Annotated in this window: 17 protein-coding genes; 7 read left to right on the forward strand and 10 right to left on the reverse strand. The window is 69.9% G+C overall.

Translation table 11 applies throughout. The annotated features are described in order from the left end of the window. Nucleotides 1–139: 139 nt before the first annotated feature. On the reverse strand, nt 140–1,666 hold the full coding sequence (locus ACGFY9_RS46295) for a PQQ-binding-like beta-propeller repeat protein (RefSeq protein WP_393764782.1): 1,527 nt from the start codon (nt 1,664–1,666) through the stop codon (nt 140–142). Between the two features lie 65 nt (nt 1,667–1,731). Continuing rightward, nucleotides 1,732–3,237, reverse strand: a complete 1,506-nt coding sequence (eccD, locus tag ACGFY9_RS46300; RefSeq protein WP_393764784.1) for a type VII secretion integral membrane protein EccD — start codon at nt 3,235–3,237, stop codon at nt 1,732–1,734. Between the two features lie 250 nt (nt 3,238–3,487). Here eccD and eccCa point away from each other — a divergent pair, with 250 nt between their 5' ends. The 4 genes from eccCa to ACGFY9_RS46320 all read left to right on the forward strand — a co-directional run bounded on the left by eccCa (nt 3,488) and on the right by ACGFY9_RS46320 (nt 10,654). Continuing rightward, nucleotides 3,488–7,453, forward strand: a complete 3,966-nt coding sequence (eccCa, locus tag ACGFY9_RS46305) for a type VII secretion protein EccCa (RefSeq protein ID WP_393764786.1) — start codon at nt 3,488–3,490, stop codon at nt 7,451–7,453. 122 nt (nt 7,454–7,575) lie between these two features. After that, complete coding sequence (locus ACGFY9_RS46310; protein WP_393764788.1) at nt 7,576–8,022, forward strand: hypothetical protein; 447 nt, start codon at nt 7,576–7,578, stop codon at nt 8,020–8,022. Then, complete coding sequence (locus tag ACGFY9_RS46315; RefSeq protein ID WP_393764790.1) at nt 8,022–10,091, forward strand: DUF6571 family protein; 2,070 nt, start codon at nt 8,022–8,024, stop codon at nt 10,089–10,091. The genes ACGFY9_RS46310 and ACGFY9_RS46315 overlap by 1 nt, the downstream gene beginning before the upstream one ends. A 32-nt stretch (nt 10,092–10,123) precedes the next feature. After that, nucleotides 10,124–10,654, forward strand: coding sequence for a hypothetical protein (locus ACGFY9_RS46320; RefSeq protein WP_393764792.1), 531 nt, complete (start codon nt 10,124–10,126; stop codon nt 10,652–10,654). Between the two features lie 97 nt (nt 10,655–10,751). Here ACGFY9_RS46320 and ACGFY9_RS46325 read toward each other — a convergent pair whose 3' ends face one another. From ACGFY9_RS46325 to eccB, 7 genes are all read right to left on the reverse strand, one after another. After that, a complete protein-coding gene (locus ACGFY9_RS46325) occupies nt 10,752–11,057 on the reverse strand; it encodes a WXG100 family type VII secretion target (RefSeq protein ID WP_327400905.1) in 306 nt (101 codons plus the stop codon). Nucleotides 11,058–11,121: 64 nt separating this feature from the next. Continuing rightward, nucleotides 11,122–11,460 (reverse strand): WXG100 family type VII secretion target, encoded by a 339-nt coding sequence (locus ACGFY9_RS46330; RefSeq protein WP_393764794.1) that lies wholly within the window; start codon nt 11,458–11,460, stop codon nt 11,122–11,124. Nucleotides 11,461–11,556: 96 nt separating this feature from the next. Beyond that, nucleotides 11,557–12,768 (reverse strand): S8 family serine peptidase, encoded by a 1,212-nt coding sequence (locus ACGFY9_RS46335; protein ID WP_393764796.1) that lies wholly within the window; start codon nt 12,766–12,768, stop codon nt 11,557–11,559. A gap of 93 nt (nt 12,769–12,861) precedes the next feature. Beyond that, nucleotides 12,862–14,655: a hypothetical protein gene (locus tag ACGFY9_RS46340; RefSeq protein ID WP_393764798.1), complete on the reverse strand. Its 1,794-nt coding sequence runs from the start codon at nt 14,653–14,655 to the stop codon at nt 12,862–12,864. After that, nucleotides 14,655–15,125, reverse strand: a complete 471-nt coding sequence (locus ACGFY9_RS46345) for a hypothetical protein (protein WP_393764800.1) — start codon at nt 15,123–15,125, stop codon at nt 14,655–14,657. The genes ACGFY9_RS46340 and ACGFY9_RS46345 overlap by 1 nt, the downstream gene beginning before the upstream one ends. Before the next feature lie 448 nt (nt 15,126–15,573). After that, nucleotides 15,574–16,839, reverse strand: coding sequence for a type VII secretion-associated serine protease mycosin (gene mycP / locus ACGFY9_RS46350; protein ID WP_393764802.1), 1,266 nt, complete (start codon nt 16,837–16,839; stop codon nt 15,574–15,576). Nucleotides 16,840–16,851: 12 nt separating this feature from the next. Continuing rightward, nucleotides 16,852–18,372 carry a type VII secretion protein EccB gene (eccB, locus tag ACGFY9_RS46355; protein ID WP_393764804.1) on the reverse strand — a complete coding sequence of 507 codons (1,521 nt, stop codon included), beginning with the start codon at nt 18,370–18,372 and terminating at the stop codon, nt 16,852–16,854. 198 nt (nt 18,373–18,570) lie between these two features. Between eccB and eccE the strand changes: the two genes are divergently transcribed. From eccE to ACGFY9_RS46370, 3 genes are all read left to right on the forward strand, one after another. Continuing rightward, nucleotides 18,571–19,905, forward strand: a complete 1,335-nt coding sequence (gene eccE / locus ACGFY9_RS46360; RefSeq protein WP_393764806.1) for a type VII secretion protein EccE — start codon at nt 18,571–18,573, stop codon at nt 19,903–19,905. After that, a complete protein-coding gene (locus ACGFY9_RS46365; RefSeq protein WP_393764808.1) occupies nt 19,902–20,618 on the forward strand; it encodes a hypothetical protein in 717 nt (238 codons plus the stop codon). The genes eccE and ACGFY9_RS46365 overlap by 4 nt, the downstream gene beginning before the upstream one ends. A 380-nt stretch (nt 20,619–20,998) precedes the next feature. Beyond that, entirely contained in the window at nt 20,999–24,010 is a 3,012-nt protein-coding gene (locus tag ACGFY9_RS46370; RefSeq protein WP_393764810.1) for an SCO5717 family growth-regulating ATPase, read from the forward strand. 60 nt (nt 24,011–24,070) lie between these two features. Here ACGFY9_RS46370 and ACGFY9_RS46375 read toward each other — a convergent pair whose 3' ends face one another. Continuing rightward, nucleotides 24,071–25,030 (reverse strand): bifunctional riboflavin kinase/FAD synthetase, encoded by a 960-nt coding sequence (locus ACGFY9_RS46375; protein ID WP_393764812.1) that lies wholly within the window; start codon nt 25,028–25,030, stop codon nt 24,071–24,073. Between the last annotated feature and the right edge of the window lie 76 nt (nt 25,031–25,106).

Genomic DNA, 25,106 nt, shown 5'->3' on the forward strand with positions numbered 1-25,106 from the left:
TTGGTGCGGGGCGCCTGGGAGGGGGTGTTCGACCTGGAGCCGGCTCGGGAGGCGCAGCAGTAGTCGTCCGGCCGAACACAGGCAGACGGGGTGGCACGCGGGCGCGTCCCACCCCTTCTGCTGTCACTGCCACGTGCCGTCACTGCTTCGTGGCGCTGCTCCCGATGCCCAGGACCAGCCAGATCCACGCCTTGCCGCTGCTGGGACCGTCCGCCGCGTGGGCCGCGAAGAACAGCCGGCCGTCCTGGACGAGGATGTCGTTCGCGTCGAGGGTCGTGAGGGTGTCGGCGTCCGTCGGTATCCCGAAGTAGAGGTACGGGGTCTCCTTGCCGGTCTTCGGGTCGAGGCTGACGAGTGCCGCCGGCGAGATGCGGTCGTCGCTCATCCGCAGCGCGAGGAGCCGGCTGCCGCTCACGCGCAGCGGGTACAGCAGGGAGTTGGGCCCGGACTCGAACTTCTCCGTCGTCTTCCCGGTCGCCAGGTCGAAGCCGATGATCCAGTTCGAGTTGTGCGGGGCGCCCGCCTCCTTGCTCCGGACGAAGACCTGGCCGAGGCCGACGGCGATGGTCTGGCAGTCGTCGACGACGAGGTAGTCGACCGCGTCGGAACAGTCGCCGACGTAGCTGCCGCTGGTCAGGCCGATCGTGGCGCGTACCGTGCCCCGGTCGTCCAGGGAGAGCAGCTCGGTGAAGCCCGTCTCCCCCGCCGAGACGGCCACGACGGGCGGATCGCTCGACGGCAGTTCGAGATCCCGGAGGCCCTTGGTCCCGGCGTACGTCCACTTCTCCTTGCCCGTGCCGGGATCGACCTTGCGCACTTTGTAGGTGATCGTCTGCCACGAGGCTGCGGTCGTGCTGTCGTCCCAGCATTCGAGGCGTACGAGCAGGGCGCGTCCGCCCGCGGCCCCCATGTCCTGGCACGAGCCGGACTCCGTCGTACGCCAGGTCCGCTCGCCGGTGTCCATGTCGTAGGCGTCCGTGCCGCCGCCCCAGGTGACGGTCACGGTGGCGTGGGTCAGGGTGACGCTGGGGGTGTCCTGGACGGCGCCGTCCGTCGGGGTGCCCGGTTCGTCGCCGATCGTGGAGACGGGGAACTCGTGCTCCCAGATCTGCTTGCCGTCGTCGAGGTCGAAGAAGGCGACGTGGTCGCAGAGGGACGCCTTGTCCTTGCTGTCCCTGAAGACCACGGCCGTACGGTTCTCGCCGGTCACATGGCGGGTGTAGCCGCAGATCGGGCCGGCCAGGCGGAGTTTCCAGACCTCGTCGCCCGGGGCGGCGTCGGTGCCCGTCCTGAAGCCGACCAGTGTCTGGTTGATGCCCTTGGCGAGGATCTTGTCGGTGGCCCAGGTGCCCGGCATCTCGGTGTGTTCGCCGGCGGCCGCGTCGTCGATCGAGAAGCGGAACGCCATGTCGCCGGTGGTGGTGGCGGGCTTCTTCTCGACCGTGTCCCGGACGTCGAGGCGTCCCAGGCTCGCCGCGGGGGCGTTGTCGGTCGTCGCCTTCTTCTTGTCGTCGCCCCGTGCCGCGAGAAGGCCGGCCGTACCCACGGCCGCCACGAGGACGACCGCGAGCAGCCCGAGCAGCCGGTTCCGGCGGCGCTTCTTGTGCTGGTCGTTCTGGGTGAGGACGGAGTGGGTGTACGGGGAGGGGGGTGGGCCGAAGCTCACGCGGGCGAATCCTTTCGGCGCCTGTTCAGCGGTCTCTGTCGTCTTCCGCGCCCATGGGCGCGGGGTCAGTTGCTCGTCAGCGAGCGGACCGTCGCGTACACGTCGAACACGGCGAGCGCCAGCGGCACCAGCGTCAGCAGGACGAAGCCCTCGGCGATCTCCAGGAAACGCCCCCAGAACGGGGTCAGACCGCTGCGCGGGACGATCAGGCCGATCGAGGTCACGAGCGCGGTGGCCGCCGCGATCGCCGCGACGAGCCAGACCGTACGGATGTCGAGGCCGCCGCGGTCGCCCTTGAGCGCCTCGTGGATCAGGGAGTGCGGCGGGTTGAGCGCGAGGCCCAGGCCGAGCAGCACGAGGGAGCCGAGGCCGGCGGCCAGGACGGGGGCGACCTGGGCGGTGTAGCGGAAGAGGTGGGCGCGCATCAGCAGCGCGACACCGGTCGCGAGGGCGAGCAGCTGGGCCCAGACGTCGTCGGAGAAACCGAGGACGGCCGTGGCCCCGACGGCGGTGACCGCGCAGCCGCCGACGAGGCCGACGAGGAGTTCGTGACCGCGGCGGGCCTGGGCGGCGACACGTTCGGTGTCGACGGCTTCCTGGGCGGCGGGCTCGGCGCCGTACGCGCTGCGGGGGGCGGTGTTCGGGGGGTCGAAGCCGATCGGAAGGCGGGCGAAGCGCATCGAGAGGCCCGGCAGGAAGGCCAGCGCGCCGACCGCGACCGGGGCGCACAGGGCGGCGATCTCGGACGGCGTCCAGTGGGCCCGGATCGCGGTGAACGCGACGATCAGGCCGACCGCGGACGCGAAGACGAGGGCGACGAACGGCGCGTCCCCGCCGGGTGAGCACAGGGTGAGGACGACGGCGGCCACCAGCACGGCCGCGCACGCGAGGAGGAACTGGAGTTTGCCGATCCCCTGGCCGTCGGTGAGCGGCAGGAGGCCCGAGCCGGCCACCCCGATGTTGGGCAGGGCGCCGAGTCCCAGCGCGATGGCCGAGGCACGGTCGTCGTAGACCCGGGCGCGGACGCACGCCAGGACGACCAGCAGGACGCCGACGACCGCGGCGAGGATGCCGGGCAGGCTGTTCATGTCGTGGCGCGGGTCGGCGGTCCAGGCGACGAAGGCGAGCAGGGCCGGCAGGACACCGCCGCCGACGAGGCCGGCGGCACGGGTCAACTCGCCGCCCCACAGCGTGTGTTCGCGGGTCACCGCGGCCGAGACCGCCTCGGACACGTCGTCGAACACGGCCGGCGGGAGCGACTCGGAGAAGGGGCGCAGGGTGAGGAGTTCGCCGTCGAGAATGCGCTGGCCGGCGAACGTGCGGGAGCTGTCGAGGACGGTGCCGTCCCGGCGCACCAGGTGATAGCCGACCGGGGCACCGTCGGCGGGGCTCTGCCGGGAGAGCCTGAGGATCTCCGGATAGATGTCGGCGACCGGGATGTCGTCGGGCAGTGCCACGTCGATCCGGCTGTCGGGCGCGACGATCGTGACCCGGCAGAAACCGAGCCCCGGGCCGGTGCCGACAGCGGCTCCGGTACCGGGCCCGCCCGCCGCGGAGGCCGTGATGCTCACCTGTTGATCCCCCTCAATGGTGATGGTGCGTCTGCTTCGTGAAGGTGTCGCGCGGTGCGTTCCGCAGACCTTCACATCACGCGAAATGCCCTGTTTTTCCAGCCTGGTTCGCGTGTGCTCACGCGAACATCCGGCACCCTACCGCTCACCCGTCCCGCGCGAAGTCAGTAGGATCACGCGGCGGCCTGCGTCCGCCTGACACGGGGTGGTGGACGGTAGTCCCGGGGCCGCGCAAGGGAATTGGTGAGCAGTGAGCCACATCGTCGTCAAGCGCCCGCCGCGCGCGCTGCCGTCCGAGGTGCCCACGGACGAGATCGTCCTGCAGCCTCCGCCGGAGTTGCCCCGCGGGCATCAGGAGAGCGTCCTGATGCAGTTGCTGCCGACGCTCGGCATGGGCGGCTCGGTGGTCTTCTTCTTCACGAACGGACAGCCGTTCATGAAGATCATGGGCATGGTGATGATCGTCTCGACGGTGGCCATGTCCATCGCGATGGTGGTCCGCTTCCGCCGCGGCAACCAGGGCCAGCTGGCGGATCTGCGCACCGACTATCTGCGCTACCTGGCGCAGACCCGGCGGACCGCCCTGGACACCGCCCGGTCACAGCGCGACGCGCAGTACTACCTCCACCCCTCCCCCGAGCAGCTCTGGGCGCTGGTCGCCGAGGGCAGCCGGGTGTGGGAACGGCGGCCGGGTGACGAGGACTTCGGCCAGGTGCGCATCGGCCTCGGCCGGCAGTCGCTCGCCACCCCGCTCATCGCCCCCGAGACCGGCGGGGTCGAGCAGCTGGAGCCGCTGACGGCGGGCGCGATGCAGCGCTTCCTCTCCGTCCACGGCACCCTCGACGACCTGCCGATGGCGGTCTCCCTGCGCGCGTTCTCCTACCTCACCATCAGCGGCGAGGCGCAGTCCGTACGGTCCTCCGCCCGGGCCCTGGCCGGTTCGCTGGCCGCGCTGCACTCGCCCGAGGACCTGGTGATCGTGGTCGCGGCTGCCAGGGAGACCCTGCCGCACTGGGAGTGGGCCAAGTGGCTGCCGCACGCGCAGGCGCCCGGTGCCACGGACGGCGCGGGCAGCCGCCGGCTGATCGACAGCGACCTCCGCGAGCTGGAGAACATGATCTCCGCCCGGCTGACCGGCCGGCCGCGCTTCCACCCCGACGCGGCGCCGCTGCCGGACGAGCCGCACATCGTCGTCGTCCTCGACGGGGTCTCCCTGCCCCCCGACTCGGTCCTCGCCAACCCCGAGGGCCTGCAGGGTGTGACGCTGGTCGACGTCGTCCCCGGTGAACCGGCCGCGGCCCGCGGCGAGCTCTCCATCGTCGTACAGCCGGCGTCGCTGCATCTGGAGTCCGGTCACGGGGACGTCTACGAAGGGACTCCCGACGCCCTGTCGTACGAGTCCGCCGAGGCGCTCGCGCGGCAGTTGGCGCCGCTGCGGATGGCGTCCGGCGGGGACGACGACCAACCGCTGCTCGCCAACCTGGAGTTCACCGATCTGCTGAACCTCGGTGACGCGGCCTCCGTCGACACCAAGCGCACCTGGCGTACGCGTTCGCTGGCCGAGCGGCTGCGGGTGCCGATCGGGCTCGGTGAGGACGGCCGGCCCGTGATGCTCGACCTCAAGGAGGCCGCGCAGGAGGGCATGGGCCCGCACGGCCTGTGCGTGGGCGCGACCGGTTCCGGCAAGTCCGAGCTGCTGCGCACCCTGGTCCTCGGCCTCGCGGTCACCCACTCCTCGGAGACCCTGAACTTCGTCCTCGCGGACTTCAAGGGCGGCGCCACCTTCGCCGGCATGGCGCAGATGCCGCACGTCGCGGCCGTGATCACCAACCTCGCGGACGATCTGACGCTGGTCGACCGCATGGGCGACTCCATCCGCGGCGAGCTCAACCGCCGCCAGCAACTCCTGCGCGACGCGGGCAACTACGCCAACATCCACGACTACGAGAAGGCACGCGCCGCGGGCGCCCCGCTGCAGCCGATCCCCTCCCTGGTGCTGGTGATCGACGAGTTCAGCGAACTGCTCACCGCCAAGCCGGACTTCATCGAGATGTTCGTGCAGATCGGCCGGATCGGCCGCTCGCTCGGCGTGCATCTGCTGCTGGCCTCGCAGCGCCTGGAGGAGGGCCGGCTGCGCGGTCTGGAGACCTATCTGTCGTACCGCGTCGGCCTGCGCACCTTCTCGGCGGCCGAGTCGCGGGCGGCGCTCGGCGTGCCGGACGCCTACGAACTCCCGAACGTCCCCGGCTCCGGCTTCCTGAAGTACGGCACGGACGAGATGGTGCGGTTCAAGGCCGCCTACGTGTCCGGCACTTACCGCTCGGACTCCCCGCAGGCGGCGTTCGGTGCCGGTCAACTGCCGGTCGACCGGCGGCCGGTGCTGTTCACGGCGGCCGAGGTGCCGGTGCGGTACACGGCGGTGCCGCAGCAGCGCACCGAGTCCCCGGACATCGACGACGCGCTGGCCGACACCGTGCTCGACGTCATCGTGCGCCGGCTGGAGGCGCAGGGTCCGGCGGCCCACCAGGTGTGGCTGCCACCGCTCGACAGCCCGCCCTCGCTGGACGGCCTGCTGCCCGGCCTCACGGCGGTGCCGGGCCGCGGACTCACCCAGCCCGGCTACGAGGGCGCGGGCCGGCTGGTGGTCCCGGTCGGCCTGGTCGACAAGCCGTACGAGCAGCGCCGCGACCACCTGTGGATCGACTTCTCGGGCGCGGCCGGCCATATGCAGATCGTCGGCGGCCCGCAGTCCGGCAAGTCCACCCTCCTGCGCTCCCTGATCTGCGCCTTCGCCCTGACCCACACCCCGCACGAAGTCCAGTTCTACGGCCTCGACTTCGGCGGCGGCGGCCTGTCCTCGGTGGCCGGCCTGCCGCACGTGGGCGGCATCGGCTCCCGCCTAGACCCCGAGAAGGTCCGGCGCACGGTCTCCGAGGTCTACGGCGTGATGACGCGCCGCGAGGAGTACTTCCGCTCGGCGGGCATCCCGTCGATCGCGGAGTTCCGGTCCCGCCGGGCGCGCGGCCAGATCTCGGTCACGGACCAGCCCTGGGGCGATGTCTTCCTCGTCATCGACGGGTGGGGCAACTTCCGCGCGGACTACGAGGGGTTGGAGGCGGCGGTGCTGGACATCGCCGCGCGCGGCCTGGGCTTCGGCATCCACCTGGTGCTCACCGCGTCCCGGTCGATGGAGGTCCGCGCGAACCTCAAGGACCACCTTATGAACCGCCTCGAACTGCGGCTCGGCGACACGATGGACTCCGAGATCGACCGCAAGGTGGCGGTGAACGTCCCGACCGGCGTCCCAGGACGCGGTGTGTCGCCGCAGCGGCTGCACTTCATGGGGGCGGTGCCGCGCATCGACGGCCTGGTCTCGGACACGGACCTGGCCGACGCCACCCAGGCGCTGGCGACCGAGGTGTCCCGGCACTGGGAGGCGCCGGGCGCGCCCGAAGTACGGCTGCTGCCACGGGAGTTGGCCGCCGCGCAGCTGCCGCCGGGCGACCGTTTCCCGCAGCGCGGTGTCGCGTTCGCCATCGACGAGAACAATCTGGAGCCGGTCTTCGTCGACTTCGAGCAGGACCCGTTCTTCCTCGTGTTCGGCGAGAGCGAGTCGGGCAAGTCGAACCTGCTGCGGCTGCTGGTCAAGCAGTTGACGGAGCGGTACACCGGCGACGAGGCGAAGCTCTTCGTCATCGACAACCGGCGCTCCCTGCTGGACGCGACGCCCGCTTCGCACCTCGCCGAGTACATCCCGATGTCCAACGCCATGGACCACCACATGGTCGCCCTGGCGGACCTGATGCGGCGCCGTACCCCGACGGCCGACGTCACGGCACGGCAGCTTCGCGAGCGGAGCTGGTGGCAGGGCCCGACGGTGTACGTCGTCGTGGACGACTACGACCTCGTCTCCACGTCCAGCGGCAACCCGCTGGGCAACCTCACGGAGATGCTGCCGTTCGCCCGTGACGTCGGCGTGCGCTTCATCATCGCCCGCTCCACGGCGGGCGCCGGACGCGCCGCGTACGAGCCCTTCATGCAGCGCATGCAGGAGCTGGGCGCCCAGGGCGTCGTCCTGGCGGGCGACCCCGGCGAGGGCGACGTCCTGGGCGGGGTGCGGCCTCGGCCGATGCCCACGGGGCGAGGGGTGTTCGTGTCACGGAAGCGGGGGAAGCCGTTGGTGCAGACGGGGTTGGTGCCGGAGACGGTGTACTGACGGTCGGCCGAGGCCGGTCCGGTCCCTTGAACTCAGGCTCCGGACCGGCCTGTTGGTAGGTTGACGGACTGGTCCCGTCCGACGGGCGGGGTCCTACGGGGGCACGGGGAAGGGGTCCACGCGTGACATGGGACGAGTGGGAACAGCTGAAGAGTCAGGCCGCGCGGAAGCAGTCCGGACGCATGCGGATCGATCAGCTTCCGGCGGACGGCGGCAGCAGCACACCGCAAGGTGATCTGACCGTCAGCCACAAGGATCTGGCGGCGATCGGCGACCGGGCGTTCAAGCTCTGGGAGGATCTGGGCCGCTACGGCCGTGACGCCTGGTCGAGCAGCCAGACCGCGGCCTCGGATCTCACGGCCCAGGGGTTCAGGCTCGGCGGGGCGGTGGACCACGTACAGAAGCGGTGGGAAGAGCAGCTCACGAGTCTGCTCGACGCGTGCGCCCATATCTCCAACCACATGGACTACACCAAAAAGGCGCACCAGGGCGACGAGTTCTACATATCCGGTCAGATCAGCAGCATCTCGACACTGGACAAGGGTTTCAGTGAAGGGACGGGTCACTGATGGACCTCGATACGCTCCGATTCGGGAACTTCGCTTCGCTCGGCACCGCCATAGACGACTGGTCCGGTGTGGTGAAACGCCTGGAAGCCCTTGAGAAGGACGCACGGGAAGGCCTCAAAGGACTGGCCGACAAAGCCAATTGGTCCGGTGTCAACGCGACCGTCTCCCGCGAGTTCATCACCAAGACGGCCGGCGAGTTCACCGACGCCCACACCCAGGCGACGACGATCTACAACATTCTCAAGGACACCCACGACGAACTCGTCGGCTACCACGATCAATTGGTCGAGACGATCTCACGGGGTCTCAAGAAGAACCTCACCGTGATGGACACCGGCAACGGTTCCTTCACCGTCACCATGAACATCCACCCCGACCGCGCCGCGAAAGGGACGACGGTTCCCGAGCACAGCCAACAGGACGTGGACGAACTGTGCGAGGACGTCAAACGCCTCCTCAGCAGGGCGACCCACAGCGACGACACCGCTTCCGACGCGCTGCGGGCCATAGCGGACGAGGCCGAGTACGGCTTCTCCGGCGCGGCGTACGAGAACCGGGACTCCGCCGCGCAGGCGCTCCAGGACGCCGAGAAATACGCGAATCTCATCAAGACCAAGGGGGACTCCATGTCCCCCGAGGAATTCGACGATCTCAACCGGCAGCTCGCGGGATACAGGAACGATCCCCTCTTCCAGGAGAAGTTCGCCACCACGCTGGGCCCGAAAGGCGTGCTGGACTTCTGGGCGGACCTTTCCGATCCCTCCGACGGAGGCGATCTCCAGCGGGCCCGCCTGGACCAACTGGGCGATTTCCAGAAGAACCTCGGCCTCACCCTCGCGGGAGCGACGCGGTCGGACTCACCGGCCATGCGGCAGTGGGAGGACGGCATGGTCAACCTGGCGGACGACCGTATCCAGACCCGCGGGACGCAGGTCTACGGCTTCCAGCTCATGAGCAATCTCATGCGTACGGGGGACTACGACGACACGTTCCTGGACAGGTACGGGAACGCTCTCGTCTCGACCGAGAAGAAGATGCAGCTTCCCGACCACTACTGGAACGGCAGCGGCGGGCCGCCCATGCCCAAGATGAATTTCATCGGCGAGGATTTCGGCCGGGACCCGATGACCGGTTTCATGACAGCCCTGTCGAACAGCCCCGATGCCGCGACCGCGTTCTTCAACGAGACCCAGCCCCAGGACAACGCGGAATGGGTGCTCAAAGACCGCCCCACGTTCGACGACACACCGTTGGACAGTCACGACGGAAACCAGTCACGCGACGCCACCGGGAACGCGCTTGTCGCCGCGGCCACCGGCGTCAATCCCAATGATCCCCATGCCCTTCCGGTGGAACACAGCGCCGAGAACCGGAGCGTCCTCGACCGGTCGCTGAAGATCATCTCCGGCACGGGTGACGACTTCGCCCCCGAGATGCGTGACGACATGGCGAAAGTGCTGGTGAACTACGGCGACGAGGTGCACAACACGGCGAGTTCACTCGCGGACGATCCCAGTGACCCCCGCCAGCTCGACCGGCACCAGCTGCTGGAAGTGACGAAACAGGTGTCACGGGACCAGCACGCCTACGGCATCCTCAACGACGGCCTGAACAAGGAGATGGTCCGCGACATCTACACGGACCACCCCAGCGACCCCAAGGAGACCCTGCTCAGAGCCGGGCACACGGTGGGCTTCCTGGAGGAGGCCCGCTATCAGGCCCTGGCGACCGACAAGGACGATCCCTCGTGGAATGCCAAATGGCTCTACCACGGCTTCGGCGGCGCCGTGAACTTCATTCCGGTCGTCGGCGACGCGGCCCAGCGCGGTGTCGATGCCCTCGCGTATCAATGGCAGTTGGACGAGCAGGCCCGTATCGACGACGACAACGCGCGCCAGAACGGCGAGGTGTTCACCGCGCGGGAGAACCAGTTGCAGAAGCTCAGCGACCTGTGGATCGACGCCAATCCGAACCACGGCAGCAGCAACAGATACACACTGACTTCCGAGATCAACGGTGCCGCTTTCGACGGCAACGCGCGGGCTCAAGGACTGGCGGGCAATCAGTGATCAAGGGTGCATCAGAACCTTCGGCGCGGCGCGTGGCGACTACCGCTACCGCGGTGACGCTGCTCGTCCTGGCCGCGGCCGGCTGTACGGACTCGGACTCACGCGCCTACACCGTTCCGGGCAAGGTCTGCGGAGTGGCCGTCGACTCGGATCTCCTGTCGCCGTTCCTGCCGGACGGACAGAAGCTCACCCAGCGGTCCTACAACGCCGGTCAGGAGAGCCCGCGTTGCCGTCTGTCGGTGGACGGCAAACTGGTCGTCTACCTGTCGGGCGATGTCGTTCCCGCGGAGACCGACCCCGTCAAGGTCCAGGACCGGGCCCTGGTACGGCTCGGCAACCCCGCCGCCGTCGACATCGGTGACAGCGCCAGAGTGGCCGACAACGGAGCCCTGGCGGTGGGCGCGTGCACGTACGAAGGCCGACAGCGCAAGTTCGTCGCGTTGGTGCAACTCCAGGAGAAGACCCCCGCGAAGACCTCGCAGCGGCGGGATGCGCTGCGCTCGTTCCTGGGGTCCTATTTCCCTAGCGCCATGGCCGAGCAGGGGTGCGGGCAGGCGAGTTGAGCTGTTGTCCCGCTCACCCCGCGTTACGGCTCAGAGACGCAAGAGCGGGGTGGGCACCTCCCGTGCGTGCCCACCCCGGTGACGTTGGTCAGCCCTCTTACTCGAAGAAGCTGGCCGCCTTCTTGTCGCCGCCGCGGTAGTCGCCGCCGGCCTGGTGCACCTTCTGCGTGATGGACAGCAGCGCCTGGTGGATGGCGCTGGTGTGGCCGTCCCACTCCCTCGACTTCCGGTTGAAGGACTCGTAGGCGTCACCGGCCCAGCCCTCGGCCGCGTCGTGGACGCCCTTCTTCAGCGCCGTGAGGTCGCTCTCCAACTGCTTGGCCAGGTTGCCGAGTTCAGTGGCGAGCGCGTCCAGGGTGCCGTACTTGACGGCGAGATCCTGCATGTGCGGCGTGCCGGTCATGTTTCCTCATCTCCTTGACGATGTGAGAGGGACCTCGCGGTCCGGGGTGCGACGCTCGGGGCGGTCAGTAGAGGTTGAGCGCCGAGGTCTTGGCACCGGCGTCCACTTCGATGCTGGAGATCGTGGAGTGGAGTTCGTCCTCCAACTTGTCCTTGTCCTGCTTGGTGAGGTGAATCCCGTTCAGGAAGTCGTCGAGCATGCGGCCGATCCCGGCCATGTGCTCGTTGATCTCGTGCTGCTTGGTCTTGAAGGCGTTGGCACCGTGGCCCGTCCAGTTCGCCTCGATCATGTCGATGCAGCCCTGGAGCTTCTGCAGGTGCTTCTTGACGTTGTCGTACCTGTCGATGACGTTCGTCTGGAGCTTTTGTACATGTGCGTCATCAAGCTTGCGGCCGTCAGCCATCTCGGCACTCCCTTTCGCGAGAGAGGTTGGTGTTCCTGGGGCGCAACACCGAGTGGTGAGGCGCTGGTTGGTCGGGTGAGCCCTGTGTACGAGCTCTCATGCGCCTCGCCGCGAACGAACCACCGCGAAGGCTCCACCGCCGAGCACCACGACCGCCGCCGCGGCGCCGAGAGCGACCCACAGGGTGGTGTTGCCGGACGAGTCGGACGTCGATGCCGCGGCTGAAGTCTGGCCGCCTGAGGTGGGGTTGGGGGCTTTGGACGAGGTCGATGCGGAGGCGGAGGGCGAGGTTGCGGTGCCGGTGGTCAGCCCGGGTGTCTTCTTGTTACTGACGGGATCGATGTCGGCGGCTCCGGGATCTCCCTTGCCCTTCAGGAGAACCTGCGCCGGCCGGATCGTGCCGTAACCGAGGTACCGGCTCGGGGTGTTCTTCGGCCAGTCCCGGCCCGCGGTGTCGATCATGACGCGGAGGACCTGGTTGGCGGTCCACTTGGGGTGGGCGGACCAGATGAGGGCGGCGGCGCCGGAGGTGATGGCGGCGGCTTGGCTGGTGCCAGCGCTCTTGGAGCAGTAGGACCTGAACTTGTTGTTGCACCAGAGCGGCACGTCCACGCCGGGCGAGGCCAGATCAACGTAAGCACCGCTCTCCGAGAACTTTGCCACCTCGCCGTTCTCGTTGATGGCTGAGACGCCGACCACGCCCGGGTCTTTGGCGGGATAGCCGATGTAATTCTCGCCTTGATCAGCGCCGTTTCCCACACTGGCGATGAGCAGCTTTCCCTTACTTCGCGCGTACTGCACGGCTTCAGGCTCGCCGTCAATCGGGAAATCGCCACCGAACGACATACTGATGATCTTCGCATCGGAATCGGCAGCGGCGCGGATGGCCTTCACCGTGGTGTCGCCCTGTTTCTCGGCCTTCTTGTCGATTCCGGTAAGCGCAGTGCGGATCGGGATGATTTTGGCCCCCGGCGCAACGCCTCTCAGGCCGCCCCCGCCGCCTGTCCCCGCGATCAGTTCGGCCATTGAAGTGCCATGGCCCTCATAGTCATTCGTTTCATCGCCGGCGGCCTCCGTGACATCGACTCCGGGGAGCACCTGTCCCTTCAATGAACTCGTGTCCGGGTTGACACCAGTGTCGACGACCGCGACTGAAATGCCCTTGCCTGTGCTGACTTTCCACAATCCCTGGGCGTTCATCGCGTCCAAGTACCATTGCTGCGACTGGATGTCGTCGGCAGCTGCCGACGGGGCAAGCCCAACAGACATGACGGCCAGAGCACCGAGCGTCGCGCCCACGGTGGTCACATGCCTCCGGGCACTCCTCGCCCACAGCGCGGCCCGGATGCGGCGTACGCCAGTCCCTGACTTCATGCTTCTGTACGTCCTCAGTCGTTTCGGTCAGTCGGTCGCCGACGGCGCGTCGCCGCGCCGCGCGTCATCACGTGAGCGCTTCTCGTCCTCGGCAGGGTGCTGTTGACGCCGCGTTGTCCTGCCAGTGGCACGATCCGGGCTGCTGCCCTCGGGGGAACCGGACACCATGCCAGAACCACGGGACGCTGCTCCGTTACCCCTGCCGCTGCCTCGGCTCGCGGGCTCGCCGACAACGCCCTCCGTATTACCCGGAGACCGACGCTGAGTCTGCCCCTGCTTCGTGCCCGGCGCCGGGTTGTTCGCGCCGATCACTCCGCGCTGGCCCGGCCTTTCACCGTTCGGACGAGCAGCGGATGCTCCCTCGCCGCCGACGACCGTGCCACGCGGAACTTTGGCACCCGTCGCATTCGGGCCGGGTTGAGAAGTGGGCCTACCACCGACCACACCACCCGTACGCGCAGCGCCCGTGGCTCCAGGGCCGGTCCGAGGCGAAGACTGACCGGGCACGCCACCCACACGCCCGCCCGGCACGCCGCCTGTGCGTGAACCGGTCGTACCCGTACTCCTGGGCACACCGCCGGTGACACCCCGCCCCACGGGCGACCTGCCCGTCGCAGACGCAGGCCCACGAGCACCCTGTTGGCCAACTGCCGATGCACGGCCCACCGGTCCCGCAGGGCCTCGTCCGGTGCGGCCTCCGGCGGTGGTCCCCTCGGATGTGGTAACCCGTCCTTGAGCCGATCCAGGAGTACTGCCGCCCAGCCCGGCTGCTCGGCCGACCGGTCCTCCGAAGGCGGGAGGTACCGCGCCGGTCCCCATGGGAGGCACCATCCCTCCCGAAGGACCACTGGGCCCTGTCACAGACGGCGTGGGAGTCACCGGCGTCGGCTTTACAGTCTCCGGAGGCAGCGTGCCGACGCTGTTGATCTCGGTACCGACAGTGGGCCGATGCACGTCGAGATTCGTGTTCGCGGGATGATGCTCAGTTGGGAGATTGTCGCCGGAGATGTCGCTCGGCACACTGACATGGCCGCCTCCACTCTCGCGGACAACTGCTCGGTGGGCTGAACTCGGGGTGGAGTTATTCGCGGAACCACTGGCGACGACTCTGTCCTCTGGCGGCTGTATCCCCACTCTGGGCATCGCCCGATACGGCTCCGGCGCCGCCTTCTCCAACTTCGCCAGTTCCGACCCCGACACCGAGTAGAACGACGCCAGCCGGTTCATCTGGTTGATCGCCTCTTGGCGGTCCTTCTCGACCTGGACCGCCTCGGTGTACTGCTTGTTGCCCTCGAACTGCTGGAGTACCGGGAGCTGTCCCGGCTTCTTCTGGTCGACGACGGGACGCGTGTCCCGGGGTGGCAAGGAGCTGCGCACCGAAGCGAGCCCCGTCGCGGCGGCCGTGACCTGTACGCCGGCGCCGTCGGCGTACGTGGCCAGGCTCTCGGTGTGCGTGGCGAGGCCTTCGCCCCACTTCTGGAACGCCGTACCGGCGTCGCCCTGCCAGTCCTCGCCCGCGTGCTTGAGATGACGCCTGAGCTCCACGGCGGCTTCGTTGATCGCCTTGCTCGCCTTCGCCAAGGTCTCGCCCGCGTGCTCCAGGTCGGCGGGGTTCGACTGGTGGACCAGGTCGATCATGGCGTTGAGCCGGTGGTCCTCGAAGTCCGTGACCCTGCCGTTCGTCAGGAGGCGGACGCGCTTCGCTCCGAACGCGTCGTGCATCACCTCCGACACCCCGGCCAGTGCGTCGACCTGGCCGACCTGAAGGTCGACACGCTGCTGGTCGGTCAGCTCCTTCGGCGCCTTGTCGTCCCCGCTCACTACTGGAGTCCCTTCGTGGACTTCTTGGCGTCACTCAGCTTCCGCTCGCCCTCGCCGGACTTCTTCTCCTGGGCTTCGGTGTACAGGCGGTCCGTCTCGACCTGGATCTCCCAGAACCGGCGTCGCTGGTCGTCGTCGAGGTTGTCGAAGCCGTTCTGCGCGCCCTGCGTCGCGATGCCCATGGCCTCGATCTGCAGCCCCAGCGTCTTGGAGAGCTGCGTGATGTGCTCGTGGACCGACTGGTACTGGGCGAACAGCGCGTCCGCCTCATGGAAGTCGAGGCCGTGGCCGCTGAGGGATGCCCGCGAGACACGCTGTGCGCCCAACTTGGAAGCGCTGCCCGCCGAGTCCTCGAACTCGGACAGCAGTTTGTCGATGCGCTGCTTGAACGTCATCAGCACGTCGGCGCCGACCTTGAGGTCGGCAGCCGTCTTCGGTGATACCCCGCCTGTCATGTCCGCAGGAAGCATGATGCCTTCCCTCCCCGTTTTTCGTCGCCCGCCCCCGGGCGACCGCACCCCGTGAGCGTTCCTCTCCGCAACGCAATCACTCTAGTCGCTTCCTGTGACAGTCCCAACTGCCTTATGCGACAGCTGTGCTACCACTCGGCCAAGCTTCACCGCTCCTTCACGGCGCGCTCTCGCGCCCACCTGGGCAACTGCCGCCCCCTGACGCTATGTGACCTGCGGGCCGGCGTCCTGAGTACGGCTACTCAGTCGCCGTAGCGGCACACATGTGAGTGAGCATCATGGCGGGCGGAGGGGTGACGCGGAGCCGTCGTTGCTGCGTGGCCATTGCGAATGGTGTCGTCCGGTTCCGTCAACTCCCGCCGTGGGCTGCTCCTTCGCAGGTCGCGGCCTCTTGACAGACAGACGGAGGGTGTCGCGGCGCCACCCGTTGCGCTGGGTACGTCGGACGTCAGTCCAGCCCCGCGACCCGCCGCGCCCGTTTCCGCGCGTCCCGCGTCGCCACCGCCGTACCGCCGAGTCCCGCCACCAGCACGGCCGCGCCCAGGGCGACGTAGGTCGCGAGGCGGGCGTCGTGTTCGTCGGCGGTCTCGCCGAGTTGGAGCTTCGCGGGGGACGGGGCCTGGGCCTTGGTGAGGCCGTCCTGGGGGTCGGGGGACTCGATCGGGTGGTCGTCCTCCGTGAGCGCGCGGACCGGGTCGACGACGCCCCAGCCGACGAGGCGGTCGTGGCCGGCGATGGTGCGCTCGGCGGTCTGCTCGATCTGGGCGACCACCTCGCGGGCGGTCCAGTCCGGATGCTTCGCCTTGATCAGCGCGGCGACGCCGGCGACGTACGGCGCCGAGAAACTCGTACCGTTGTCGGAGCAGTGACCGCCCTTGGGCACGGTGGAGATCATGTCGACGCCGGGTGCCGCGACGCCGACGAAGTCGCCGGACTGGGAGAAGGACGCGCGTTCGTTGTTGCGGTCGGAGGCCGCGACGGCGAGGACGCCGGGGAAGGACGCCGGGTACGTTTGCTTGACGTTGCCGCCCTGGCCGTCGTTGCCCGCCGACGCCACCACCACGATCTTCTTCGACAGTGCCGAGTCGATCGCCGCCTCCAGGGAGGGATCGGGCTTCACCGCGTTCGACGTGTCCTGCGAGATGTTGATGACGTCGGCCTTGGCCTGGATCGCGTAGGTGACCGCGTCCGCGAGCGTCTTCGCCGTGCCGTGGCCGTCCGCGTCGTTCTGCTGGATCGGGATGATGGTCGCCTCCGGGGCCAGGCCCACGAAACCGGTGCCGCCGGCCGGGCGGGCGGCGATGATGCCGGCGACCTTGGTGCCGTGTCCCACGGTGTCGGTGGTGCCGTTCTCGCTGCCCCGCGCGATCTTGTCGCCGTTGCTGTCCTTGAGGTTCCTGGGCATGAAGTTACGGCCGCTCTTCACGTCCACCGCATGGGTGAGCTGGGGGTTCTTCACGTCCACGCCGGTGTCGATCACCGCCACCCGTACGCCCTTGCCCTTGGACTGGCTCCACAGCTCGTCCAGGAGGACGCGTTGCAGGGCCCAAGGGCGGCCCGGGTACACCTTGTTGGGGAACGTGCACTGGTCCGAGAAGCTGTCGTCCGCCACCGCGGGGGGCGCGAGCACGACGGCGGACACGGCCAGGGTCGCGGCGACGGCAGCCAGGGCCGCCGTCGCGCGGAGGGGGTGGAGGGAAGTCGTGTACGGCATGCCCAACTCCCCCTACGAACCCTGCGGTTGACGTGCCGCCGCCGTCGACAGGCGGGGGCCCGTGGGCAGGAACTCGGACCAGGAGGCGGGGATCGGCGCCGGGTCGACGTCGGCGTAGCCGAGGCGGATCTGGGCCTGCTCGGCCTCCTGCTGCTCCTGCTGGCGCTCCTTGGCCGTCGTACCGATGCCCGCGTCGTTCGTGGCGCTGTCGGCGTTGGACTGCAGGACGTACCGCAGGCCCGTGTCGGTGACCAGGAAGACGGGGCCGGCCTTGGTCTCCTCGCCCTGGAACTGGCGGAAGAGCTGCCCGGAGCCGGGCGTGACATAAGCGCTGGTGGAGTCGGTGGGGAGCGGGGCGGGGAAGTCGGTGCCCGCCCAGGTCGTCAGGGTGGTGGCGCCCTTGGCGCCGACCTTCTCCAGGACGTTGCAGATCGTGCTGCGGCTGCCGGACGCGTCCGAGGCCTCGTTGACGGCCTTGGGTTCCTTGGTGGGCCAGCGGTTCTCGGCGCCGAAGGTGCCCTCCGGGGTGATCTCGCCCGCGCTCACCGCGGTGGCGTGACCGGCCTGGCCGAGCGGAGCCAAGTCCTTGCTGGACAGCAGGAGTTGGGCGACGAAGGCGGAGACCTGCGCGACCTTGCCAGGAAGCACTACGTAGTAGTGCTCACCGCTGGCGTCGGACGCCGTGAGCACCATGCCCACCTTGTTGGCCGACGCGTCCAGCTCACCCGGGGCGCCGGCGGCCGTACCCGGTGTGGCGCCAATGCTCGGGAAGGCGATCGGGTCGCCCTGGTGCAGGGTGGCCAGCCACTCCTGGGAGACGCGCTCGGGCACGCGGCCGGTGCCGACGACGGCGCGCAGCAGCAGCTCGTCGCTCTTGTCCACGGGGTACGCCGTGCCGCTCGCGTCCACCACGTAGCGGTTCTTGTCCGGGTCCACTACGTAGAGGAGCTCTCCGCCCCGCAACCGCTGCTTGCCCTCGGTCTTCTTCATGTCGCGCTCGGCGAGGACCAGCGCCGCCTTCTGGATGGAACCGCCGCCCGCGCTCGGGCGCTCGCAGACCGCCCAGCGCTTCTCGGCGCCCGCCTCGCTCGCCGAGGGAAGACGGTCGGGGGCGTACGGGATGCCCACGGTGACGCCGTGCGGGATCTTGCCGCCGTCGAGGACCGACTCGTCGACGGTGACGACCTCGCCCTGGCCGGGATTGAGCAGCAGCTTCGCGGACGCCATGTTGAGGACGGGGTGCAGCTGGGCCTTGCCGTCGGTCTTCAGGACGACGTAGCGGGTGGTCGACTTGCTGGCGATGATCACCTTCGACTTGGGGGTGTCCCAGCCCTGTGGCGCCGTCGGTTTGAACATGCCCCAGGCGCCGAAGACCGCCATGACGACCACGCCCACGATGACGCCGGGCACCACTCCGCGCAGCGGCCGCGGTGCCCCCTCCTCCGAACCGTCGGGGGACGACTGCACGAAGGACGCCAGCATGCGGCGCTTCGCGAAGGTGTAGGCGTTGAGCCGGTCCCGCCGAGATGCCATCTGTGTCTGTCTCTCCCCGTGTTCCGCCTGGGCAGCGCCCGGGGGTTCGCCGTCCCCCGCCCATCGATGTCAGACCGGGCACCTACTATGCCTGGTATCCGCGGGGACGTGGGGAGCGGGTAGGGTACCTGGACCTTCAGGGGCCCTATGTGGTGCTGAAACAGCGGTGAGTTGTGAGTAATACGGGGGGATGGAGTGATGGCTTCCGGAACGCGGACGCGGTCTCGTGACCGGTCGCGGACGAGGGGCTCCGGGACGCCGGGGCCGGGCTCCGCGCAGCCGCGGTCCGCGGCGGACACACCGTCCCAGGGGCCGGGCGGACTTCATCTCAGGACGCGCCGCGGACAGGGCGGGGCATTCCGGTTGCAACGGCTCGTCCTGCTGGAGATCGCGGCGGCCGTCCTCCTCGTCGGCTGGGCGATCGACCCGATCGCGATGGTGCCGGCGGGCATCGTCGCCGTGGCGCTCGTGCTGCTCGCCTTCGTCCGCCGGCGCGGCCGCTCCCTGCCCGAATGGCTGGGCACCGCGCGGGCGTTGAAGGCACGCCAGAAGAGCGCCGCCGGCACGGAGACACCGCCGGGCACCGAGCCCGGTCTCGCACCGGCCGTGGAGTGCGACCCCACCCTGAGGACGTACTCGTACGGCGGCCGGGACCGGCGTCCCATCGGGCTGATCGGGGACGGCACCTTCGTGACCGCCGTCGTGCAGGTCGAGGCCGATGTCACCGCGCTGCGGGCCGACCGCAGCCGGCATCCGCTGCCGCTCGCGCTGGTGCGGGACGCGCTCGAAGTGGACGGCATCCGGCTGGAGTCGGCGCAGCTCGTGCTGCACACCCAGCCCGCGCCCGCGCTCCACCTGCCCCAGCACTCCGTGGCCGTCACCAACTACGCGCCGCTGCAGGAGCAGACCGGCGCCCCGGCGGTGCGCATCACCTGGATCGCGCTGAAGCTCGACCCCGAGCAGTGTCTGGAGGCCGTGGCCGCCCGGGGCGGAGGGCTCACCGGAGCGCAGAAGTGCGTCGTGCGCGTCGCCGACCATCTCGCGAGCCGCCTCACCGGCGCCGGTTTCCGCACGACGATCCTCAACGAGGAGGAGCTGACCGCGGCCCTCGCCACCTCCGCCTGCGCGAACCCCCTGGTGACGGCGGAGGCCGGACGGACGGAAACGCGGGAGCGCCGGACCGAGGAGTCCAGCCGGAGCTGGCGCTGCGACAACCGCAGACACACGACGTACTGGATCCGCCGCTGGCCCCAACTGGGCGGTCGCGGCCCGTCGTTGCCGCAGCTGATCGCCCTGCTCACGGCCACACCGGCGCTCGCCACGACGTTCAGCCTCACGCTCGCGCGCGGGGAGCGCCAAGAGGTGTCGATGTGCGGACACCTGCGGGTGACGGGCCGCAGCGACGACGAACTGGTCGCGGCGCGGCGCGCGTTGGAGGGCGCGGCACAGCACACGGGCCTGGCACTGGCCCGCCTCGACCGCGAGCAGCTCCCCGGTGTGCTCGCCACGCTGCCCCTCGGAGGTGCCCGATGACCGCGATGGAGATGCTGCGCAGCGGCCTCGGCCTGATCGGTCCCCGGCACGGACGCCATGTGCTGTCCCCCGAACAGGTGGACGCGCTCGCGCTGCCCATCGGGGACGACGGCGTCGTGATCGGCGTCGACGCCGAGGGACAGCCCGCGGTGCTCGGCCTCAACCGGCCCACTCCCTACGACGTCGTCCTCATCGGCGGTCTGTGGACCGCACAGGTCATCGCCCTCAGAGCGGCGGCGACCGGTGCGCGCGTCGCCGTGGAGACCGGCCGCCCGCAGGCCTGGATGCAGATGGTCCACGCCATGGGCGGCGGACAGAACGGCCTGGCAGTGTACGACGTGGGCCGCGTCCAGCCGCAGGGCGCCTCGGCGGGCACACCCGTGCTCGTGGTGCGGGACTGCGGCATGCGTCCACCGCGCGGGCGGGTCGTGTCCGGGCCCTGGCAGTCGGTGCTGACCCTGCTGCCGTATCTCAGTCCCGTCGCACCCCGGCTCATACGGCAGGCCCGGCTCGTCGGGGTGCAGCGGATCTCGCCTGACGAGTCGGCGGAGCTGGGCCGCGCCATGGCGCTCCCCCGGGCCGACGTCGACTCCCTGCCCACGCTCCCGGACGGCGTCACGCTCTGGTGCGGCGACCGCGACCGGCAGTATGTGATGACACAGCCCACGGACGCCGAGATCGGATTGTTGGGTACACCACGCCGGATGGACTGAACCGGCGGACCACTGACCGACATTGAACGATTGGTCCCCTTTCGCCCCCTCTTTCGTAGAGGACGCGCGCCGCTATCACCCGTTTTGCGTGAGGAGTTGGTGGGCACGTGTGCCGGTTCAGGGCGTCCTGTGGCGCGTTGGACAGGCGCGGAGAGGTGGGCGGGCCTGCCGTGAGGTCGCTTGTGGTGATTAGGCTGGGACCGGGCGCCGCGTCAGGGCCCGCGGCCGGGCCGACAGCGCTTCGGGGGACGGGCCGGGCGGATCCGATCGATTCGGGCCGCCGACCGACCGTTCCCGGCGCTTTCGGCGGACCGGGCCCGTACGACACGAGCGGTCGCCCCGGCACGACATGAGGGTGCTCGACCACACCAGGAGGAATTGTGAGCAGCGATCGGGACGGGATCCGCGGGGGCTGGGCCACGCCCGGCGATGACCAGCCCGACGACGAGTCCGCCATCGAGATGACGGGCGAGTTCACGATCGACTACGCGCCACCGGCCTGGTACACGCAGAACTCGTCCGGCGCGTCGGGCGCGTCCGCGCAGGCCTCACCGCCGCCGACTCCGGCGAGCGGTACGGCGATGCCGCCCCCGCCTCCGGCGCCCCCGGTCGGCCCCGCGTTCCCGGTGCCGGCACCGCCGGACAACTCCGGTTTCCAGGCCGGCTGGACGCCCGCGGCGGTTCCGTCGCCCGCGGCCCCCGAGGAGGAGCCTGAGAACGGTGACCTCGCGAGCGGGGCAACGATGCGGATCTCGTCCGCCTCGTTGAAGCGGGAGATCCCGGAGCGGGGTGGTGTCGGGGCAGACGCCGCGTCGGCACAGACCGGCCCTGAGCAGGCCGACGCGGAGACCTCCGTGGCTCCGGCCGAGGTTCCTGCGGCAGACGAAGGTCCCGTGGAAGGCGCCGAAGGCTCGGACGCCGCTGCCGGTGACGCGGAACCGGGTTCCGGGGAGCGGGAGTTCGAGGGCGAGGTGCCGGCGGACGACAGTGACGCCGAGGAGACCGGCGCCGCCGAGGTCAGCGCTCAGGACGAGGACGACGCGGTCACCGACACGGACACCGCTGACGACGAGAGCGCCGACACCGCCTCCGCCGCCTCTGTGGCGCACCCCGACGCGGACCCGGCCGGTGACACGGAGGACGAGCCGAGCAGCATCGACACCACACCGGCCGCCCCGGCCACGCCCGACGCCGACTCCCCCCACGCCGCCGACCCGGCCACGGGCACCACCGGTGACGTACAGGCTGACGTACAGGAAGCCCCTCCCGCCTGGGCTCCCCCGCCGGCCCCGCAGAGCGGTGTCCCGCCGTTGCCGCCCTCCTACCAGCCCGCCGCCCCGGCCCCGGCCGACCAGTGGCCCGCGCAGCCCCACCCCCAGGCTCAGGCGCCGTCCGTTGAGCCCGCCGCGCCCCAACCGCCCGTACCGCAGCAGCCGGTCGCGGCCCCGGCCCAGCCGCCGTTGCCGCCTCAGCAGCAGCCCCCGTTCCAGCCGCACCCCCCGCAGCCGGCACCGGCGGCCTGGGACGCACCGCCGGCGCCGACCCCGCAGGGCCCGGCCCCCGCGCCGAACCAGCAGAGCGGCTACGGCTTCCCGCCCCCACCGGCACCGGCACCGCAGACCCAGCCCGCCCCCAACACACCGGACCAGCAGGGCAGTTACGGCTTCCCCCCTGCACCCGCGCAGCCGGGCCCGCCCAACCCCGCCGCGCAGAACCAGCAAGGCGGCGGCTACGGCTTCCCGCTCCCGCCCGCGCAGCAGGCCCAGCCCACCCCGGCACCCCCGAACCAGCAGGGCGGCTACGGCTTCCCGCAGGGACCGGCGCAGCAGACCCCGCCCGCCCCCAACGCGCCGGACCAGCAAGGCAGTTACGGCTTCCCTCCCGCACCCGCGCAGCAGGGCCCGCCCAACCCCCAGAGCGGCTACGGATTCCCCCCGGCGCCCCCCGCTCCCGCGCAGCAGGCTCAGCCCGAGGGACCGCAGCCCCCGCAGGCGCAGCCGCACCCCCAGTCCCAGCCTCCCGCCCAACCCCCGGTCGACCCCCGCACCGGTGCCGCCTGGCCGCAGCCCATGCAGCACGACCAGCGGCAGCCGACCAATCCCGGTGCCGCGCCGCTCGGTTACACCGCTGCCGTGGAGCTGTCGTCGGACCGGCTGCTCAGCAACAAGAAGCAGAAGGCGAAGAGCGGCCGGCCCGGTGCCGCGCCCTCGCGGTTCAAGCTCGGCGGGAAGAAGGAAGAGGCCGAGCGGCAGCGGAAGTTGGAGCTGATCCGGACGCCGGTGCTGTCGTGCTACCGGATCGCGGTGATCAGCCTCAAGGGCGGTGTCGGCAAGACCACGACCACCACCGCGCTCGGCTCCACCCTCGCCACCGAGCGCCAGGACAAGATCCTCGCGATCGACGCCAACCCGGACGCCGGCACCCTGGGCCGCCGAGTGCGCCGCGAGACCGGCGCGACCATCCGCGACCTGGTCCAGGCGATCCCGTACCTCAACTCGTACATGGACATCCGCCGGTTCACGTCCCAGGCGCCCTCCGGTCTGGAGATCATCGCCAACGACGTCGACCCGGCCGTCTCGACCACGTTCAACGACGAGGACTACCGCCGCGCGATCGACGTCCTGGGCAACCAGTACCCGATCATCCTCACCGACTCCGGCACCGGTCTGCTCTACAGCGCGATGCGCGGTGTGCTCGACCTCGCCGACCAGCTCATCATCATCTCGACGCCGTCCGTCGACGGTGCGAGCAGCGCGAGTACGACGCTGGACTGGCTGTCGGCGCACGGGTACGCCGACCTGGTCTCACGCTCGCTCACGGTCATCTCCGGTGTCCGCGAGACCGGCAAGACGATCAAGGTGGAGGACATCGTCAGCCACTTCGAGACGCGCTGCCGCGGTGTCGTGGTCGTACCGTTCGACGAGCATCTCGCCGCCGGTGCGGAGGTCGACCTCGACATGATGCGGCCGAAGGTCCGGGAGTCGTACTTCAACCTCGCGGCCCTGGTCGCCGAGGACTTCGTCCGCCACCAGCAGATGCACGGTCTGTGGACGAGTGACGGCAATCCCCCGCCGGTACTGGCCCCGCCGATGCCGGGCCAGCAGGGATACCCGGGGTACCCGGGACAGCCCGGTCAGCCGGGTTATCCGGGCCAGCAGCAGTACCCGGGCCAGCAGGCTCCCGGCCAGCCGGGTGCCTACCCCCAGCATCAGCAACAGCACCAACCGCAGCCGCCGCACCCCGGTCAGCAGCTGTACGGGCAGCAGCCCTACCCCCAGCAGGGTCAGGCCCCGGCGCAGCAGCCGGCCCCGCCGTATCCCCAGCACCCGGGCTACGGCCAGCCGGACGGCGACCAGACCCCGCCCCCGCCGCCCGCACCCCCGCAGCAGTAACGCGAAGGCGGCCGGTGCTCACAAGCACCGGCCGCCTTCGCGTCGTAGAAAGAAGAACGGCTACCCGGCGTCGCCCGCGTCCGCCGAGATCAGCTCCCGGCAGCGCTTCACGTCCTGCGCGATCTGCTCCAGCAGGCCCTCCAGCGAGTCGAACTTCGCCTGGCCGCGCACGAAGGCGAGGAAGTCGACGGCGACGTGCAGGCCGTACAGGTCGAGGCCGACGCGGTCGATCGCGTACGCCTCCACCGTGCGCTCGGTGCCGTCGAACTGCGGGTTCGTGCCGACGGAGATCGCGGCCGGCATGGCCTCTCCCTCGACGTGGAGGTAACCGGCGTAGACGCCGTCCGCCGGGATCGCCGTATGGGGCAGGGTCTCGACGTTGGCCGTCGGGAAGCCCATCTCGCGACCGCGCTGGGCGCCGCGCACAACGACACCCTCCACCCGGTGCGGGCGGCCGAGAATCTCGCGGGCGCCCTCGACGTCGCCCTCGGCGACCAGGCGCCTGGTCAGTGTGGAGGAGAAGGGCTCACCGCCGCCCGCCGCACCGCTCACGTAAAGATCCACCACCTCTACCTCGAAGTCGTATGTCTTGCCCTGCTCGATCAGGAAGGCCACATTGCCCGCGGCCTTGTGGCCGAAGCGGAAGTTGGGGCCCTCGACGACCGCCTTCGCGTGCAGTTTGTCCACCAGGACCTTGACCACGAAGTCGGCCGGGGACAGCTTCGAGAACTCTTTGGTGAACGGCAGGATCAGCGCCGCGTCGACCCCCAGCTCGGCCATCAGTTCGGCACGGCGGTGGTGCGGGGCGAGCAGCGGCGGGTGGCTGCCGGGGCGCACCACCTCGCTGGGGTGCGGGTCGAAGGTGACGACGACGGAGGGAACGCCCAGCTCACGGGCGCGCTCCACGGCATGCCGGATGATCAGCTGGTGCCCGCGGTGGACCCCGTCATAAGAACCGATGGTGACGACACTGCGCCCCCAGTCCTCAGGGATGTCCTCCAAGCCACGCCAGCGCTGCACTGTGACCGCTCCTCATCGAACCCGTGTCCGTATGTAGACCTGTGTCATTGACCTCTTACGCAGGTCTAAGGGTGCC

Origin of the sequence: Streptomyces sp. NPDC048504, assembly GCF_043200035.1 — a bacterium.
In the GTDB taxonomy this organism is placed as follows: domain Bacteria; phylum Actinomycetota; class Actinomycetes; order Streptomycetales; family Streptomycetaceae; genus Streptomyces.